Source organism: Streptomyces smaragdinus (genome assembly GCF_009604385.1).
GTDB lineage: Bacteria > Actinomycetota > Actinomycetes > Streptomycetales > Streptomycetaceae > Streptomyces > Streptomyces smaragdinus.
Genome location: NZ_WEGJ01000002.1, coordinates 465334 through 482711, shown reverse-complemented (window position 1 = coordinate 482711; position 17378 = coordinate 465334). Strand labels below are relative to the sequence as shown.

Here is a 17378-nt window from a genome sequence, read left to right as displayed (position 1 = left end):
AATCGACCACCCGGCGACTGATCAGCAGGGTTCCTGGCATACGAAGGAGAGTTTCACCTCGTACGGAAAAGGTCAAGCGCGGACCGATTGGCGAAACAGTTTATTCACACATGACACTGCTGACACGGCGGGCCGGACCCCGGCGCACGTCAACCGGCAGAGCTCGCAGTTCAGCACGGGCATGCGCGCAGTAGGTACGACTGCCCTGCCGCCCGGCATCCGGACCAGCCCGGTTGGGTGCCGACGCGGTGAAGTCACGCTGCACCAGGTCGTCGGCGAGGGTGGCGTCCGGGTCGCGGCGGGTGAAGCTCGTGGAGCGGCGCGGGCTGACGCCCTGCAGGTCGGCGGCCCGCATCAGACGCTCCACGCGCTTGCGGCCCACCTGCGCGCCCTCCCGCCGCAGGACGGCGTGCACCCGTGGGGAGCCGTAGCTGCCGCCGGAGTCGGTGTGGATCCGCCGGATCTGCTCGGTCAGTTCCGCGTCCCGGCGGATGCGCTCGCAGGGCCCGCGCTCCGCGCGGCACCAGCGGTAGTAGGTGGAGGAGGGGATGTGCAGTTCCCGGTGCCACAGGACGTCGGCGAGGAACCGGCGGTGGACGGGGTCGGGGTGATGACGCAGGGACACCAGGTCGGACCAGTCCTGCGGGCTTCCGCGGTGGGCAAGGATGTAGCCCGCCGTGGACCCGTTGATATGCGTTCTGTCCGGGTACGGGACGGCGCGTGCCATCAGCTCCGCCACCGGCGGCAGGACGCCGAACGCCCACTCCAGCGAGGTGAGGACGGCGATGTGGCCTGCCCGGACGGTGAGCCCGCCGAGGGAGACCTCCTCGACGTGCGTGTATTTGTCGTCCTCGGTCAGACGCCGGGTGGCCGGGACCGAGGTCCCCGTGCGCCGGCGCAGTTCCTCGGCCGTGCCGGTCTCGTGCCAGTGCCGGGCGAGGTCGAGCAGTCGCTTCTGGGCAGCCTCGGCGAGCCGCAGCCGAGGGTCCTTGCCGAGCACGGCGCCGACCAGCGCCGGGGAGCCGAGGTCGACGGCGCGAAGGAGTGGTGTGGTGCCGTCCGGCAGCTCACGGTCGGAGTCGGCGCCGCCCTCTGTCAGTGCCTCGGCGGTCTCGTGGTCGAATCCGGCCACGGCGGTGCAGAGCAGTGGCAGGCCGTCGGGACCCGGAGTGTTCGGATCGGCGCCGTCTCCCAGACATGCCCACACCGCGTCGGAGTGCTTGGCGGTTACGGCTGCCGCGAGCCGGTCGTCCAGGCCGTGCCGCTGCGCTGCCATCTGCTCCCCCTGGTGACCCTGCGGACAGAAGGCCATCCCGGGTCGGAGCGGCGATCGTCGTGCCCTGCGGCGAAATACTCAGCCCGGCCCACGACCGACCGCCGGAGGCATGGCCACGAGGTATCTCCACAACCGCACTTGACCTGGAGCGCGCACCAGCTCCGAGGATGACGGGCATGAACCTCAACATCACCGGCCCCCAGATCGTCCTCGGCACGATGGACTTCGGCACCCGCGTCGGCGCGGACGACGCTTTCGCGATCCTCGACTCCTTCGTCGCCGGCGGCGGTGTCTGGCTCGACACCGCGAACTGCTACTCCTTCTGGGCCGATCCGAGCGGCGTCGGTGGCGCCAGCGAGCGGGTCATCGGGGCGTGGCTCCGGGCCCGCCCCGGCGCGCGTGAGGCGGTGCGGATCGCGACGAAGGTCCGGCAGAATCCGCTCGTCGCCCACTCCTGGCCGCAGAGCGCCGAAGGTCTTTCCGCCCGTGCCGTGCAGGCCGGTGTCGAGGAGAGCCTGGGGCGTCTCGGGGTCGGTCACGTCGATCTTCTATGGGCCCACGCCGAAGACCGCGCCGTGCCGCTGGCGGAGACCGTCGGCGCTTTCGGTGCGCTGGTCACGAAGGGGGTGGCTCGGCGGGTGGGGGCGGCCAATCATGCCGCCTGGCGCGTCGAGCGTGCCCGGTCGCTGGCTCGGGAACAGGGCGTGGAACCGTGGACGGCCCTGCAGTTGCGGCACTCGTTGGTCCAGCCGCGTCCCCTCGCCCCTGTCGCGGAAGCCGGTCATCGCCTGCTCGCCGACGAGGACTTGGACCTCGCGCGGTCGGAGGGGCTCGGCGTGTGGTCGTACACCTCGCTGATGTGGGGCTCCTACGTGCGCGCGGACAAGCCGCTTCCGCAGACTTATGATCATCCCGGTACTGGCCGGGTGCTCTCGGTCCTCGAGGACGTGGCCGGTGAGCTGTCGGCCACGAAGAACCAGGTCGTCCTCGCGTGGCTGATGCGTCAGGGGATCGATCCCATCGTCGGTGCGAGCCGGGTGGAGCAGGTCGAGGAGGCACTCGCCGCACGCCGTGTGCGGCTCGACGACGGGCACCTGGTGCGCTTCGCCGAAGCGCGGTAGCAGCGTTCGGAAAGGAAATCCCGTGACCACTTTCCTCACCCCGGCGGCAGCCGCCGACCGCACCGGTGTCTCCCTCGACACGCTGCGGTACTACGAGCGTGAGGGGCTCATCGGCCCGATCAGCCGCTCCGGCGGCGGACGCAGGCAGTACACCGAGGACGACGTCTTCTGGATCGGTCTGGTCACGTGCTTTCGTGACGCCGGCCTCGGCATCGCGGACCTGCGGGAATTCGTCGCCATCCTGCGCGCCGACCATTCTGCGCAGGACCGGGTCGCTTTCCTCCGCGAGCGCCGTGCCGGCCTGGAGCAGCGAGTCGCGGCGCTGTCGCGGGCGATCGGGGTCCTCGACGACAAAATCGCCTACTACAGCTGAGCCTCAGTATTCGACGTCGATGTAGTCGATGTCGGTGAACTCGACCTCGAGTTGGTCGGCGCGGCGGCCGCCGTCCTTGAAGTAGTGCTCCTGGAGCCCCTCCGCGAGTACCTCGTTCGGGGACTCGCCGGTGCGGCCGGCCCGGGCGTCGAACAGGCGGCGAGCGTAGGGCGGGGGGAGGTGGACGGTGAGGCGGCGGGAGCGGCCGTCGTCCGTGGTGCCGATGGGGGCCGTGTAGCCGAATCGGGCGCGGGTTTCGATGGTGATTCCGCCTGTGGTCGCGGCGTGTTTTTGCCGGCGGGCGCGGATGCGGGGCTGCCAGTGGGTCCGGACGGTTGCGTTGATGCGGTCGGTGATGGCTTTGGGCGGGGTCTTGCGGTCGCCGGTGCGGTAGCGCTCCACCGAGCGTTGGCTGACGCCGATCGCCTCTGCCACCGCCCGGGTGGTCTTCAGCGTACGGATCAGGAAGTTGATGCGGCCCTTCAGGGTTTTCGGCGGTTCGCGGGTGAACGCTTCCTGGCCGGTGCGTTCGATCGCCTGGGTGATCGCCTCGTCGTCGGCGGCGGCGCCGGTGGGGCGGATACGGCGCGTCATGGGTTACTCGCCGTCCTCGAGGACGGCGTCGCCGCCCTTGATGTGGCGGGCCGGGTTCAGGCCCTGGGTCATCAGGTCGATCGCCCAGGGCAGGTCCTGGACGCCTTCGAGTTTGGCCAGGCCCGGGGTGGGGCCGAGGCGGAAGACGCCGGGCTGGGGCTTGCCGGGGGCGGCGTAGGGCAGGAAGGACAGGGGGCTTTCGCCCGGGGAGGGGTAGACGACGCAGTCGGACAGCACGGCCAGAGGGTACAGGCCGGTGAGCTCCGCCATGTTACGGAGCTTGCGATGCATGTTGACCCGCGCCTTCGCGATCACCGCGGCGCGGATGTCGGGGCGCCAGGTCGGGCGGGACAGGGCCGGCCACGGTTCGCCGTCACGGTAGTGACGGCCCTGGGGACGTTCGCGGAGTTTGCCGATGCCGCCCTTGACCGTCGCCTTGATCGCGGTGAGGACCGCGGCCAGGCCTGGGTCGGTCTTCTTGTGGACGGCCATCGCGGCGAGGAACTCGGTGTCCGTCAGATCTGCGGTGACGCCGAGGTCGGCGAGGGTGTCGACGTACGCGGCGCGCAGCCGGTCGTGCCACGGGTCCAGGTAGGCGCCGGTCTCGCGGCGCAGGTACGCCTCGACGGGGGTGACGTCGTGGCCGAGTTCCTGGGCGTAGGCGACGGTGTGGGTGGTGTACCAGGCCGGGCCGGTGGGGCGTTCTCCGGTGGGGGTGAACGGGGAGGGCAGGCGCGGGTCCACGGGGATGTGGGAGAGGTCGACGTACCAGCTGCCGGGGATCCGCTTGTCGAACGCCGGTCGGGCCACATGTTCGGGGGCGGACAGGCCTACGGTCAGTCGGGCGGCGGCCGCGAGGAACGCGGTGTTCAGGTCCAGGCCGACCGCGTAGGGCAGGAGGCGTTCCTCCTGGGTGAGGAGGCCGGGGTCGCGGACCCACTGGTAGGCCTCCTCGTCGAGGAAGCCGCCGTCCCAGTCGCGGGCGACGGGGTGTTCGGGGGTGGCCTCCGGCGGTGCCGGATCCACCGGCCGGGTGCCGAGGCTGCCGGGGTTGTACGCGGAGGACCACTGGCCGGTCGTCTTGTTCTGCACCGCCTTGGTGGGCGGGCGCAGCGCGGACATCAGCTCCAGCCCGCACACCGCGGTGGACCCGCGCGGGGTGAGCACGCGGGCCGCGTACACCCCGAGCACGCGGGCGATCTCCGGCGGATCCATCTCCGCCACGCCGGGCCAGGAACGCTCGTCGAGGGCGTCCCACGGCAGTACGGCCAGCTGTACGCACTGACGGCTTCCGGTGGTCGCGGGACGGTAGACGCGCGCCCAGGGGCCGAAGCCGCGCTGGGTGAGCTGCCACTTCGCGGCGATGATCTCGCGGACCACCGGGTGGTCCGGCTCCAGGCGCAGATTGCGGCGCTGTTCGTGGCCCTCCAGGCGCTCCGGCAGCCCAAGCCGTACCGTGGCCGCCGCGGTGAGGACGATCAGGGGGTCCGCGTCGAAGCCGTTACGGTTCAACCGCTCCGCGCCCAGACCGGCTTCGCCCAGCACCCACGTCACGAGCTCGGGGACCGTGGCCGCGGGGCAGTCCAGCACGATCCCGTCGATGCCGTAGGCGCGTCCGTCGCCGTCGAGTACCGCGAGCGGGCCGTGGGGGAAACGGGGGTCCGCGACGGGGGGCTTGGCCGGCTTGCGGGGCGCCGGGCGGCGTGAGGGTGCGGCCGTACGCCGCGGCGTGGGTGCGTCCGCAGGGGCTTGCGCCGGTGGCGTATCGGGGAGTCGGGGTGTCGGGGCAGCCACGGGATAGCGTGCGGCGAGGCCCTCCAGGAGTTTCCGGTAGGCGTGCAGTCGCTCACCGGTCGGTTCGCTGCGGCCCTCTTCCCAGGCGACGACGCTCACCGCTCGCGTCTTGAGCGCCTGGGCGACGGCGGCATGGCTGAGGCCGGCTGCTTCCCGCAGCCGGACCCGCTCGGCGGTCGGGGGCAGCAGCCGGCCGTCGTCGACGGCGGCGAGGAGAGAATCGACGGCGGCGTCGAACTCGAACGGCTCCTGGGTCATCGCGGTCTTCCTCTTCGCCTCTTCTACCGCACGCCCTGGCGGATCTCCTCCAGGCGGGTCACCAGTCGCTGGTAGCGCTGGGAGGCCGCCTGGGAGGAGTTCAGGCCCTGACGCGCGGCGATCTGCCGCCAGTCCATGCCGCAGCGCCGGGCTTCCAGCACCACGCCGGCCTCGAGCCGGTCCAGCGACAGACGCAGCCCCGCGAGCAGAGCGAGCGCCGCGGCGACAGCCGCCTCGTCCTCCGGAGCGCGGTGGGTGTCCGCTGCGGCCAGCATCCTGCCGACCAGGGCCGCGTCCTGGGCAAGACGCTGGGCCGGGGTGTCGGGGTCGGCGGGGCCGCCCGCGAGTGCCGCCAGGTGGCGGCGGGCCTCGTCATCGGCGTCTTCGGGCATGCGGCTCACCCTACCTCAACGAGACAAGGAAACAACGGATTGTTGGACCCAGATAGTGGGCCGACCGCGTGAAACAAACCGATCATGCAGGAAACCTGCCCGAGCGATGGATCCGCCGGTCCCGCCGTTTGGCAGTCTCAAGCCGTGACCGATTCCCAGTTCCGCACCCCGATCGCGGCTGATGGCCGGCTGGGCACCGCCTCGGAGCACCCCGGATTCGCAGATCCGGCATATCTGCGGCGCCGGCAGGCGATCGCCGCGTCCGCTCGCGGCCATCGGGTGGGGGATCCGTCGCCACCAGTGGCGTACAGCAGTGCCGAGCACCAGACCTGGCGCAGGGTTCACCGCGTTGTGTGGAGCACGCAGGCCGAGCATGCCTGCCGGGCGGTCCTGCAGGCCAGGGAACAGGCCCCCATCCCCGCGGACAGAATCCCCCAGCACACGGAGGTCGGCGCGCGGCTGCGCGCCCTGACGGGTTTCGATTTCACGCTGGCGGGTGGTCCGGTCGCCAACAAGCGGTTCCTCGGGGCGATGGCCCGCGGCTACTTCCACGCGGTCCAGTTCGTCCGCCACCCGGCGATGCCCATGTTCACCCCGGAACCCGATGTCATTCACGACGTCCTCGGCCACGGCATCCACCTCTCGCACTCGCAGTTCGCCGACATCTACCGGCTGATCGGGCAGACGGTGACGAGGATCGACAACCCGGACGTACTGCAGATGATCAGCGACGCCTACTGGTTCACCCTGGAGTACGGAGTCCTCGACGAAGACGGCCGTCCCAAGGCATACGGTGCCGCCCTGCTCTCCTCCTACGGCGAGATACGGCAACTCCACCGCTCCACCGTCCGCCCGCTCGACATCGACGCCGTCCTCACCACCAGATACGCCATCAGCGGCTACCAGCCGGTGCTCTTCGCCGCCCGGAGTCTGGAGGAGGTCACCGACATCCTGCGGGCCTTCCTGACCCGGCTCGACGACGACAGCGCACCGCCCGGCCGTACACACACCTGACGCTCCTCGGGCCACCGGCCGTGCCCCTGGCGTCCGCGACGAGGCAGGGAAACCACCGGCCGTAACGGCAAGTCAGTGCGGCGTTGGGCCATGGCGGTCATCCTCGCGCCACCGGCGGCGTGGCCCTCCGACCGGCCCGTGACCAGCCGATACACACGCTTGGTGATCAAGAACCTCACCCGCGGCCTCGCCGCGATCTCACTCGCCCTCGCGTCCCTCACGGCCGCCGCCCCCGCGCACGCCGCCGCCCCCGACCCCTCCGTACTCCCCCTCGGCGAAGCCATCACCCTCCTGCCCCTGGGCGCCGAGTCCCGTGAGGGCTACACCCGCGAAGCCTTCAAGCACTGGAACTCCGGCGCCAACCCCACCGACGGCTGCAACACCCGCAACGAAGTCCTCCTCGCCGAAGCCGTCACCCCACCCACCGTCGGCTCCCGCTGCGCCCTGACCGGCGGCTCCTGGTGGTCGTACTACGACAACACCATCGTCACCGCCGCCTCCAACCTCGACATCGACCACATGGTCCCCCTCGCCGAGGCCTGGGACTCCGGCGCCTCCGCCTGGACCCCCGAACGCCGCGAGGCCTACGCCAACGACCTCGGACAGTCCACCAGCCTCATCGCCGTCACCGCGGGCTCCAACCGCTCCAAGTCCGACCAGGACCCCGCCGAATGGCTGCCGCCCGCCCCCGAGGCCGTGTGCCGCTACGCCACCGAATGGACCGCGACGAAACTCCGCTGGGGCCTGACGATCGACACCGCCGAGCAGATCGCACTCCAGGCCCTCGCGGTCAGCTGCCCCACCAGCACCGTCGTCTACGAACCCGCGTAACAGCCGTGGTCCCGGGGCGGGGGCGTCCCGGGACCACATACCGGCTGGTCAGGCCATCCGCCGGAACGTGTATCGCGACCGTATCGAAAAACGCATACGCCAGCGCAACAGTCACCCGTCTTCAGTGGACCACTGAACGTCACAGGTCAGTTCGTCCATCGGAAAAGGACTGTAATCATGAATTCGGATTCCGCACGTGGTGTCCACCGGCGGTGGCTGCTCGGGTGGGGAGGATTGGCGGCTGCCGGTGCGGTGGCAGGCACATCGCTGGTCAACGCCCGCCAAGGGCACGCCGACCAGACCCCGACCGACCGCATCCCTCCAGACACCCTGCCCGGCGGAGCCTACGACCGGTACGTGGCAAAGCTGGCCGCCGAAGGCAGGTTCTCGGGCGTGGTGCTGTTGGCACACCATGGCCGTACGGTGTTGTCCCGCAGCTACGGCACGGCCGACGAAGAAAGAGGAATCGCCAACCACGAGGGCATCGCGTTCAGCCTCAGCTCGGCGGGCAAGCCGTTCGGCGCGGTGGCCGTCCTGCAGTTGGCGCAGCAGGGCAGGCTCAAGCTGTCGGACACCGTGGGCACCCATCTGAAGGGGTTCGCCGAGGAGATCGCCGAGCGGGTGACCGTCCACCATCTGTTGTCCGGCAGCTCCGGGCTGGTCAGTCCGGACGAGGACGTACGACGCGTCTTCCAGAGCCGCGACGAAGTACACGAGTACTACGACCAGCGCGCCCGGCAGGCCGAACTGGTGGGCGTCCCCGGCATCCCGAACACCGCCCACACGGAGGCGGACGTCACCATACCCGCCCTGATCGTGGAGGCCGTGACCGGCGAGACGTACTGGGACTACGTGCAGGAGAACATCTTCGGACGCTGCGGCATGACCGGCTCGGCGTTCTGCACCCGGCCTCAGTGGCTCACCGACAAACACATCGCGCACCCGTACATGCGACTGGCAGACGGCAGCACGGTGGACGCCGTACGCAACCTGGACGCCGACAGCCCGGACCCGAACGTACTCGGCAAGAATCCGGGCCGGGCCTTCATCGACCCTCCCGGGGACGGCGGCTTCGCCACCGCGCCCGACCTGGTCCGCTTCGCCCGCGCGCTGGCCGACGGCACGCTCCTGGACCGGCCCTGGGCCGACGTCCTCACCGCCGCCAAGACTCCCCACGGACCGGCGTCGTTCGGGGCGTACGGGATGCCGGTCTCCATCGTCAACGGCCAGTGGATCCACCAGCGCGCCGGCGGCAACCCCGGCGTCGGCGCCAGCTGGAGCGTCTATCCGGACAGCGGCTGGGTCGGCGTCATCCTCGGCAACCGCGACGGCGCACCGCTGCAGGAGATGATCGGGCAGGAGAGGCAGGCCATTACCGGAGCCCCGGCCGGAGGAGGATCAGGCGGCTGAATCACCGACGGCAGGCAGGTGTTCAGCCCAGCCAGACTATGACGGGAATGCGGATCTCCCGGATGTCGTGATGCAGTTCGTACTCAAAGAGGACGCTCTCACCGGGGATCTGCAGCCCGTAGCGATTGTGGCTGTCGTCCAGCAGGTCGCCCGGCGGGCGGCGGCCGACGGCGAGGGCGCCGCCGGCTTCCAGGGCCAGGGCGGCGAAGAAGTTCGTCACCTGCTTCGCCAGATCCGGCGGCATCGCGAGGATGGTCGCGGCAGATCGTTCTTCCACGGAGGCGGTCCAGCTGCGCCGGGCGGGTCGGTCCTCGGTCACTGAACGGTATCCACTCGCTCCATGAGGTCGTCCAGGGAGACCAGGTTGCGCCCGGCGTGGGCGTTCGCGCGGCTCTCGGTCGCACCGGGGGCCGCGTCCAACGTCGCGCGCATCCACCAGCGGCGCATGACCGCGGCGACGTCGGACTCGTCGGCAGCGAGGACTTCCCCGTAGAAACGGGCGCGGTTCTCGCCGACGAGAACCCCGCCGATGGCGTTGATGGTGTGGGGAATCTGGGGGGCCGGTTGGTCCGACGCCGTGTACTCCGGCTGAGCGGTCATGCTCGTCCCCTCCTGGTCGGTCGCATCCTCGATCCCGCTGCATCGACGGTAGCGCGAATTGCGGGGTAGGGGACTCATAATCCGTCGGCCGTGGGTTCGAGCCCCGCCTGCTCCGGTCGGCGCTTACCGCATGCAGGAACCAGGTTGGAGCCTATCGTTTGCGGCCGACACCGCAGCAGGCGCCGACCTCGGTCGGCGGGCCGCCGATCTGGTGGTCGTCCGGGCGCCAGAGGGACGTGGAGACGACCCCGGGTTCCAGCAGCTCCACGCCGTCGAGGAAGCCGGCGATCTGGCGGGGGCTGCGGTTGGTGTACGGGTTGGCGGCCTTCTGGTTGTATCCCTCTGTGGCCTCTTCCCGCTCGGCCGTGTCGATGCCGTCGTTGATCACCAGGTAGCTGCCGGGGACGACCGCGTCCGTCAGTCGCTTCACGATGGAGCGGCACTGGTCGTAGTCGGGCACGTTGCCCAGGACCCCGAGCAGCATCAGTGCCACCGGCTGGGTGAAGTCCAGTGTTCCGGCGGCGCCGGCCAGAATGCGGTCCACGTCGCGTGCATCGGCTTCGATGTAGTCCGTGGCCCCTTCCGGACTCGAGGCAAGCAGCGCACGGGCGTGCGTGAGCACCAGAGGGTCGTTGTCGACGTACACGATCCGACACGTCGGGTCGATGGCCTGGGCGACCTCGTGGGTGTTGTTCGCGGTGGGCAGGCCGGTGCCGATGTCGAGGAACTGGCGGATACCGGCTTCGACGGTCAGGTGGCGCACGGCGCGCATCAGGAAATGACGGGACTGGCGGGCCACATCGACTATGCCGGGGAAGACCTGCATGACCTGGTCCGCCATCTCCCGGTCGGCGGCGTAGTGGTCCTTGCCGCCGGCCCAGTAGTTCCACACCCGGGCCTGGTGCGGGCGGGTGGGGTCGATCGGAGGGGTCGACCGTATGTCGTCGCTGATGGAGCCGTCGGGCATGGAAGGTTTCCTCGATGGAATCGACGCCGGTGTCAATGAAGACCGTACACCTGCCGGTTGGGCAGGGTGATCGGGCATTCTGCACAGCCGTGCGGGGGGCGTCTGTTGATCCGGACGATCCGGTGGGCGAGGTGGGGTAGATCGCCGGGCCCGGGCTGTGGTCAGCCCGGGTGAAGCCGCCCCCCTGTCGATGGCTCAGTGTGCGGGAGGCCGCTGGTCAGTTGGTGGCGGCTCCGTAGGCGAGGGTCCAGGGTGGGTTGCCGATGGAGGGGGCGACGGTGGTGTCGCGCAGGTAGAGCCTGCCGGCGGTGAACAGGGGCAGGTTCTCGTAGCCCCACAGCTTGAAGTGGTCCTGGGATTCGGCGCCGGTGTCCGGGAGTTGGAGCCAGACCTCGCGGGTGCCGGTGGCCGGGTTGAGGTGCAGTACGCGGGCTGCGGAGCCCGGGACGATCGTGCTGTGCCGGGTCTCGCCCGGGGACTCGTAGGCGATGAGGCCGCCGTTGCGGCCGTCGGCGCGTAGTGGTGCGAGGTCGCGGTTGTCCTGTGCGGACGTGGTCCATTTGCGGGCGCCGGTGCTCGCGTCGATGGCGGTGATCTTGCCGGGGTGTTTGGTGGAGTCCGAGGCGATGTAGATGGTGTCGGCGGTGGCCACGATGCCGCCGCAGCGGCCCGTGAAGGCGCTGCATCCCGCGTCCAGGTCCTTGATGGGGATCTCGGTTTGTTCGGTGCCGTCGTCGGCGAGGGTGATCAGGCGGGTGGCGTGGGTGAGGACGGGTTCGTCGGCGGTCTTGTCGCGCTTGTCGTAGACCGCGAGCACCATGGGGTTGCTCTCGGCCAGGTAGAGGCCCGCGTACGGTTCGCGGGCGCGGTAGGTCCACAGCGTCTTGCCTGTGGCGGGGTCGATGCGGTGGAGGGAGAAGAAGGTCATTCCGTCGCTGACGCAGCCGCGGGTTACGTGGAGCCAGGTGCCGCCGGTGTACTCCTCGCCGCACAGGCTGCTGCCCAGGTCGGTGTCGGGGCGGGGTTTGTTCCACAGTTGCCTGGTGCCGTCCAGGCTGTAGCCGAGGGCGCCGGAGGTGCTCGAGCCCGGTGGGTTCCAGGCTGCTGCCGCGGTGGTGTCGGTGACCGCGACGGTCAGGCCCATTCCCTTGGTGCCTTTTCCGGGCAGGGGGTGTTGCCAGAGCAGGGTTCCGCGGTGGGTGTCGATGACCGCGAGGCGGTTGCAGTAGCCGTTTTCCGCGCGGGTCGCCTTGAATACGAGGGCGACCTTGCCGTCGGAGGTCATGGTCTCGCTGCCCCGGCAGACCGGGCCGGGCAGGGGGACGTGCCACTGTTCGGCTCCGGTGAGCGGGTCGTGGGCCTGGATCGCGTACGGCGCTGTGGTGACGTATGTGTCGGGGGCGGCCCAGGCGTCGGGGGCGGAGACCGGTTCGCCGTGGGCGATGCCGTCCGGGACGGGGAGCGCGAAGAGTTCGCGGCCGGTGGTGGTTCGGGGCTTGAGTGTCGTCGCCGAGTTGTTCCGTGCGTTCGGAGTCTTGTTGCGGGAGGTCGTGGAGGTTTGCTGGGATGGCTCCTGTCCCGCGCAACCGGTGAGCACTGCGACTGCGAGGGCGGCGCCTGCCAGTAGGGCCTGGCCCCGGTGGCGGGGCACCATCGCCGGCCGTCGTGGTTCGCGGGGTTCGGATCCGGCACGGGCGCGGGGAACGGCCTGTTGCGGCGGGAACGGGGGCACGGGTGTGGGGTGTTCATGGCCCCCGGGGCGGAGATCCGGGCTGTTCGGCTGGAGGCCTGGCTGAGACCGCAGGGGGCGGCTGGTCGGCGTGTCGAGGTCGGGCGTGGCGCGGGGGCGGGTCGTGCCGGGCATGCGTGATTCCTTGCTGGGAGGTCTCGTAGGGCGGCCGCGTACGTCCGGGGATGGCGGCCGTGATCTTCCGGTTGAGGGGGAAGGCTATTCGTAAGATCTGTGGGCAGAACCGTCCCAGTCAGTTAATAACCCGATCGAGTGGGGCGTTCACCGGAGTCCCGCAACGGGTGGCAAGCCGGCAGCATGTTGACGCCAATCCCGAGACCAGGGGGCTGCCACTGAGGTGGTCGGGCTTGCGGGCGCTGGTCGGGAGTACAGCCGTCCGTGGCTATGACGTTGTTAAGCGGCTCCACCATGTCGGCGCGATCAGGCGGATATACGCCACGGGAGATTTCGTGTCTCCGACACGGTGCCATTGTCGTTCAGGATCCATACGTTTCGGGAATGACACTCGCACACATGCCCTGGCTGAGTACGGACCTGGTGACCGCCCGCCCCTGTATGCGCGACGAGACCCAGGAGTTGTCCTACGGCGACTTCCGCGACCGGGTCGAGGCCGCCGCGGAGCAGTTCCCCGAACTGGGTGTCGGCCACGGATCGGTCGTCGCGGCGATGCTGCCCAACCAGGTGGAACTGCTCATCACGATCGAGGACGCCGGCGCCGCGCCGGTCGTCGCCGGTGCCGACGACGAGCGCACCGCGGGCCGCCCCGTCCTGCTGCCCACCGACCTGCGGACCGAGGCCCGGGGCGGCGTCCTCTCCTCCGTCGATACCGGCGCCGACGACCTGGATCTGCTCATCTGCACCAGCGGCTCCACCGGCCGCCCGCAGGGTGTCCGGCTGGACCACGCCAACCTCGCTGCGACGGCCGACTCGATGGCTCAGGCCATCCGGCTCACCGACACCGACCACTGCCTGCTGGTCCTGCCGCTCTTCCACGTCAACGCCATCTGCGTGAGCTTCCTGGCCACGATGCCGGCGGGCGGGCGGCTCTCGATCCTGGCCCGGTTCCACCCGGTGGAGTTCCTGAAGGCGGTCACCGAGCTGCGGGCCGCCGAGGAACGCTTCGGCTTCCCCCTCATCGAGGGTTACGGCCTCACCGAAGGCACCTGCGCGTCGACCGCCAATCCGCTGGACGGGCCGCGCAAGATCGGCACCGTCGGCGTCGCGCTGCCCGGTCAGGAAGTGGCCGTCATGTCTCCCGACGGCGACCTCCTCCCGGCGGGCGAGCGCGGCGAGGTCGTCGTCCGCGGCGCCAACGTCATGCGCGGCTATCTCAACCGCCCCGAAGCGACCTCCGCCCCAAGGAGATCGAGACCGTCCTGCACACGCATCCGGCCGTCCTGGAGGCGGCGGTGATCGGCCGGCCGCACCCCGCCCTCGGCGAGGAACCGGCCGCATACGTCACGCTGCACGCCGAACGCGACATCACGCCCGGCGAGCTCCGCGAGCTGTGCGCGGCCGACCTGACCAAGGTGACGGTTCCGGTCGGCATCACGATCCTCGCGGCGCTGCCCATGAACAAGCCCGCCCTGCGGGCACAGACCACGGAGGCATGACATGGGATTCCTCACGCCCGCCCCCGAGCCGAGGCCCGCCGCCGAAGTCCTCGCCCTTCCGCTGCAGGAGCGGATCCGGCACATGACGACGACCTGGGTCACCGAGGGCTTCAACACGCCCCGCGTGCTGCACGTGATCTACGTCCTGAAGATGCTGGGCCTCTACTTCGTCGTCGGCCTGGCCCTCACCTCCGCCACCACCGACCACGTGTCCTTCACCGATCCGGGCACCTGGTTCGACAGCGTCGCCGCCTACCAAAAGCTCGCCGTCTGGCTGATGGCCCTCGAGGTGCTCGGCTTCGGCGGCACGTTCGGCCCGCTGTGCGGGCACTTCGCGCCGATGATCGGCAACGTACGGTTCTGGCTGCGGCCCGGCACCGTCCGGATGGCCCCCTGGCCCGGCAAGGTCCCGCTGACCGGCGGCCACACCCGGACGTGGTTCGACGTACTGCTGTACGTGGCCGTCCTGGGCTCACTCGCGTGGCCGCTGCTCGCGGGCACCGAGCCCGTCGCCCTCCTGCCGTCCGGCACGGATCCGCAGGAGCTCGTACCGCCGGTCGCGTTCGTCCCGCTGCTGGTCCTGATGCCGCTGATGGGACTGCGCGACAAGGTCGTCTTCCTGTCCGCGCGCTCCGAGCAGTATCTGCCGGTCATGCTGTTCTCGGCGGTCCTGGGCGCGCTCGTGCTGCGCGACGGGGCGACGCCGGGCGACTTCGTCGACCTCGTCGTGGCGTTCAAGCTGATCATCTGTGTGGTGTGGATCGGCGCCGGCGTCTCCAAGCTCGGCGAGCACTTCGTCAGCGTCGTCCCCGTCATGATCTCCAACACCCCGGGGCAGCCGAACGCCGTCAAGCGGGCCCACTACCGCGACGGCGGCGTTCTTCCGTCGGGCTTGGCGTGGTTCCTCGCGCACGTCGGCGGTACGACGGTGGAGGTGCTGGTCCCGCTCGTCCTCATGCTGACCGCGAACACCACCGTGGCCGTCGTGGGAGCCATGGTGATGCTGGTCTTCCACCTCTTCATCACCTCGACGTTCCCCCTCGCTGTGCCATTGGAGTGGAACGTCTTCTTCGGCTACGTCGCCATCGTGCTGTGGGTCGGTTTCGACGCCTCGACGTACAACATAGGGGACATGGAACACCCGGTCCTGCTGCTCCCGGTCTTCGCGCTCCTGCTGTGGGGGCCGGTGCTGGGCAACCTGCGGCCCGATCTGGTCTCGTTCCTCCCCTCGATGCGTCAGTACGCGGGCAACTGGGCATCCGGCGTCTGGGCGATGAAGCCGGGCGTCGAGGCCCGGCTCAACGAACTGCCCCTCGTCGAGAACCAGCTCGACCAGCTCCAGCGCATGTGGCCGACGCCGTACTCGCCCGAGGACGCCGAGCTGACCATGCAGAAGGCGCTCGCCTTCCGCTCGATGCACAGCCAGGGCCGAGGCCTCTTCTCGGTACTGATCGACCGGCTCCCCGACGTCGAGGCACGGACGATCCGCGAGGGGGAATTCGTCTGCAACTCCGTCCTCGGCTGGAACTTCGGCGACGGGCATCTGCACGACGAGCGCCTTGTCGCCGCGGTCCAGGACCGGCTGGACCTCGCCCCTGGCGACCTGGTCGTGGTCTATTGCGAGTCGCAGGCCACGCCATGGCGGACCTCCGTACCGCAGCGTTACCGGATCATCGACGCCGCCCTCGGTGTCGTCGAGCGGGGTACGTGGGACGTGCGCCAATGCGTCAGGGAACAGCCCTGGCTGCCGAACGGACCCGTACCGCTCACGGTGTCCTGGCGTCACCCGGACTTCCACGGCATCACCGCACAACCGGAGTCGCACGCATGACCCACTCCGTCGTCGTCGGCAGCGGGCCCAACGGGCTCGCCGCCGCGATCCGCCTCGCCCACGCGGGCCACGAGGTCACCGTGCTCGAGGCCGCGGACCGGCCCGGCGGCGGCACCCGCACCAGCGAACGCACCCTGCCCGGCCTGCTCCACGACGACTGTTCGGCCTTCCACCCCACGGGGGTCGCCTCGCCGTACTTCCGTGCGCTCGACCTGGAGCGTCACGGTCTGAAGTGGCTGTGGCCCGACATCGACCTCGCCCATCCCCTCGACGACGGCCGGGCTGGAGTCGCGGCACGCGACGCCGCGCTGACCGCCGCCTCCCTCGGCGTGGACGCGGACCGCTGGCGCCGGCTCTTCGCTGCGACGGTCCGCGGCTACGACGACCTCATCGACGAGGTGCTCCGGCCCGTCGCCCACCTCCCGCGTCACCCGGTCGCCCTGGGCCGGTTCGGGATGCGGGCACTGCTGCCGGCCACACGGCTCGCCCGGATGTTCGAGGACGAGCCGGCGCGCGCCCTGTTCATGGGCGTGGCAGCGCACAAGTTCGGTCGGCTCGACCAGCCCCTGAGCAGCTCCGTCGGGATGATGCTGACGGCCGCCACGCTGACCGTCGGCTGGCCGGTCGCCCGGGGCGGCAGCGAGGCGATCACCAGGGCGCTGCTCGCCGAACTGGCCGAGTACGGCGGCCGGGTGCTCACCGGGGTCAGGGTCCGCTCCCTCGACCAGCTCACGGAACTCACCGGCTCCCGCCCGGACGTGACCGTCCTCGACACCTCCCCCGCCGGCGCCGTGGCCATCGCCGGCCAGACGCTGCCCGCCCGGGTCCGCCGCGCGCTGGAGCGCTACGCGTACGGCCCGGGCGCCTTCAAGCTCGACGTCGCCATCGAGGGCGACATCCCGTGGACCAACGAGAACTGCCGCCGGGCGGGCACCGTCCACCTCGGCGGCTCGGCCGCCCGGATCGCGCGGATCGAAGCCCAGACCGAGGCCGGCGGCATGCCGGACCAGCCGTTCGTCCTGCTCGGCCAGCAGTACCTCGCCGACCCGTCCCGCTCCTCGCCCACCGCCAACCCGATCTACGCCTACGCCCACGTACCGAACGGCTACACCGGCGACGCCACCGAGGCAATCCTCGGCCAGGTCGAGAGATTCGCCCCGGGATTCCGCGCCCGAATCCTGGCCGTGGCGGCACGGAACACCGGTGCCATGGCCTCGTACAACGCGAACTACATCGGGGGTGACATCAGCGCCGGCGCGAACACCGCGCGCCAGATCATCGCCCGGCCCCGGGTCGCGGCGAATCCGTACTCACTCGGCGTGCCCGGTCTGTATCTGTGCTCGTCGGCCACGCCCCCCGGCGCGGGTGTCCATGGCATGGGCGGGTTCCATGCCGCGGAGAGCGCTCTGCGGCAGCTGAGGCGGGCCAAGAGCAATCGATGACTGCACGGCCCGGAGGCCGCGCCGGAAATGACGTCGTCATCAGCGGTGGCAGCAGGCCCCCTCGGCCGTCCTCGAAATCGAGCCGTCTCGCGGAGCGGTTGGCCGGGATCGT

Annotated in this window: 17 protein-coding genes; 9 read left to right on the top strand and 8 right to left on the bottom strand. The window is 70.4% G+C overall.

Features of this window, described 5'->3' with window-relative positions; genetic code table 11:
- Positions 1–100: 100 nt before the first annotated feature.
- Entirely contained in the window at positions 101–1276 is a 1176-nt protein-coding gene (locus SRB5_RS05765) for an IS3 family transposase (protein ID WP_153450298.1), read from the bottom strand.
- Positions 1277–1443: 167 nt separating this feature from the next.
- Between SRB5_RS05765 and SRB5_RS05760 the strand changes: the two genes are divergently transcribed.
- A complete protein-coding gene (locus SRB5_RS05760) occupies positions 1444–2397 on the top strand; it encodes an aldo/keto reductase (RefSeq protein WP_194292845.1) in 954 nt (317 codons plus the stop codon).
- A gap of 22 nt (positions 2398–2419) precedes the next feature.
- Positions 2420–2770 carry a MerR family transcriptional regulator gene (locus SRB5_RS05755; protein WP_323377123.1) on the top strand — a complete coding sequence of 117 codons (351 nt, stop codon included), beginning with the start codon at positions 2420–2422 and terminating at the stop codon, positions 2768–2770.
- 3 nt (positions 2771–2773) lie between these two features.
- On the opposite strand, the gene tpg is transcribed toward SRB5_RS05755, so the two are convergent.
- From tpg to SRB5_RS05740, 3 genes are read right to left on the bottom strand one after another with little or no spacing between them, the layout of a single operon-like run.
- Positions 2774–3364: a telomere-protecting terminal protein Tpg gene (tpg, locus tag SRB5_RS05750; RefSeq protein ID WP_153450296.1), complete on the bottom strand. Its 591-nt coding sequence runs from the start codon at positions 3362–3364 to the stop codon at positions 2774–2776.
- A 3-nt stretch (positions 3365–3367) separates the two neighbouring features.
- Entirely contained in the window at positions 3368–5416 is a 2049-nt protein-coding gene (gene tap, locus SRB5_RS05745; RefSeq protein WP_153450295.1) for a telomere-associated protein Tap, read from the bottom strand.
- 23 nt (positions 5417–5439) lie between these two features.
- Positions 5440–5808 carry a hypothetical protein gene (locus SRB5_RS05740; RefSeq protein ID WP_153450294.1) on the bottom strand — a complete coding sequence of 123 codons (369 nt, stop codon included), beginning with the start codon at positions 5806–5808 and terminating at the stop codon, positions 5440–5442.
- 144 nt (positions 5809–5952) lie between these two features.
- Between SRB5_RS05740 and SRB5_RS05735 the strand changes: the two genes are divergently transcribed.
- From SRB5_RS05735 to SRB5_RS05725, 3 genes are all read left to right on the top strand, one after another.
- Positions 5953–6822 (top strand): phenylalanine 4-monooxygenase, encoded by an 870-nt coding sequence (locus SRB5_RS05735; RefSeq protein ID WP_194292844.1) that lies wholly within the window; start codon positions 5953–5955, stop codon positions 6820–6822.
- Positions 6823–6984: 162 nt separating this feature from the next.
- The gene (locus SRB5_RS05730; protein ID WP_323377122.1) at positions 6985–7653 is read left to right on the top strand and encodes an HNH endonuclease family protein; all 669 of its coding nucleotides are present in this window, start codon (positions 6985–6987) and stop codon (positions 7651–7653) included.
- A gap of 357 nt (positions 7654–8010) precedes the next feature.
- Positions 8011–9063 carry a serine hydrolase domain-containing protein gene (locus tag SRB5_RS05725; protein WP_323377121.1) on the top strand — a complete coding sequence of 351 codons (1053 nt, stop codon included), beginning with the start codon at positions 8011–8013 and terminating at the stop codon, positions 9061–9063.
- 22 nt (positions 9064–9085) lie between these two features.
- Here SRB5_RS05725 and SRB5_RS05720 read toward each other — a convergent pair whose 3' ends face one another.
- The 4 genes from SRB5_RS05720 to SRB5_RS05705 all read right to left on the bottom strand — a co-directional run bounded on the left by SRB5_RS05720 (position 9086) and on the right by SRB5_RS05705 (position 12227).
- Positions 9086–9382: a hypothetical protein gene (locus SRB5_RS05720; RefSeq protein ID WP_228389793.1), complete on the bottom strand. Its 297-nt coding sequence runs from the start codon at positions 9380–9382 to the stop codon at positions 9086–9088.
- Positions 9379–9663 carry a hypothetical protein gene (locus tag SRB5_RS05715; RefSeq protein ID WP_153450290.1) on the bottom strand — a complete coding sequence of 95 codons (285 nt, stop codon included), beginning with the start codon at positions 9661–9663 and terminating at the stop codon, positions 9379–9381. Before SRB5_RS05715 ends, SRB5_RS05720 begins: the two co-directional genes overlap by 4 nt.
- A gap of 151 nt (positions 9664–9814) precedes the next feature.
- Positions 9815–10630, bottom strand: a complete 816-nt coding sequence (locus tag SRB5_RS05710) for an SAM-dependent methyltransferase (protein WP_153450289.1) — start codon at positions 10628–10630, stop codon at positions 9815–9817.
- A gap of 217 nt (positions 10631–10847) precedes the next feature.
- The gene (locus tag SRB5_RS05705) at positions 10848–12227 is read right to left on the bottom strand and encodes an outer membrane protein assembly factor BamB family protein (RefSeq protein ID WP_194292843.1); all 1380 of its coding nucleotides are present in this window, start codon (positions 12225–12227) and stop codon (positions 10848–10850) included.
- A 651-nt stretch (positions 12228–12878) separates the two neighbouring features.
- Here SRB5_RS05705 and SRB5_RS05700 point away from each other — a divergent pair.
- The 4 genes from SRB5_RS05700 to SRB5_RS05690 are packed head-to-tail and all read left to right on the top strand — an operon-like array spanning position 12879 to position 17266.
- On the top strand, positions 12879–13793 hold the full coding sequence (locus SRB5_RS05700; protein WP_228389792.1) for a class I adenylate-forming enzyme family protein: 915 nt from the start codon (positions 12879–12881) through the stop codon (positions 13791–13793).
- On the top strand, positions 13790–13993 hold the full coding sequence (locus SRB5_RS36275) for an AMP-binding enzyme (protein ID WP_323377120.1): 204 nt from the start codon (positions 13790–13792) through the stop codon (positions 13991–13993). Before SRB5_RS05700 ends, SRB5_RS36275 begins: the two co-directional genes overlap by 4 nt.
- A 1-nt stretch (position 13994) precedes the next feature.
- Positions 13995–15824: a DUF3556 domain-containing protein gene (locus tag SRB5_RS05695; RefSeq protein WP_153450287.1), complete on the top strand. Its 1830-nt coding sequence runs from the start codon at positions 13995–13997 to the stop codon at positions 15822–15824.
- Positions 15821–17266, top strand: coding sequence for a phytoene desaturase family protein (locus tag SRB5_RS05690; protein ID WP_153450286.1), 1446 nt, complete (start codon positions 15821–15823; stop codon positions 17264–17266). The genes SRB5_RS05695 and SRB5_RS05690 overlap by 4 nt, the downstream gene beginning before the upstream one ends.
- The last annotated feature ends 112 nt before the right edge of the window (positions 17267–17378 follow it).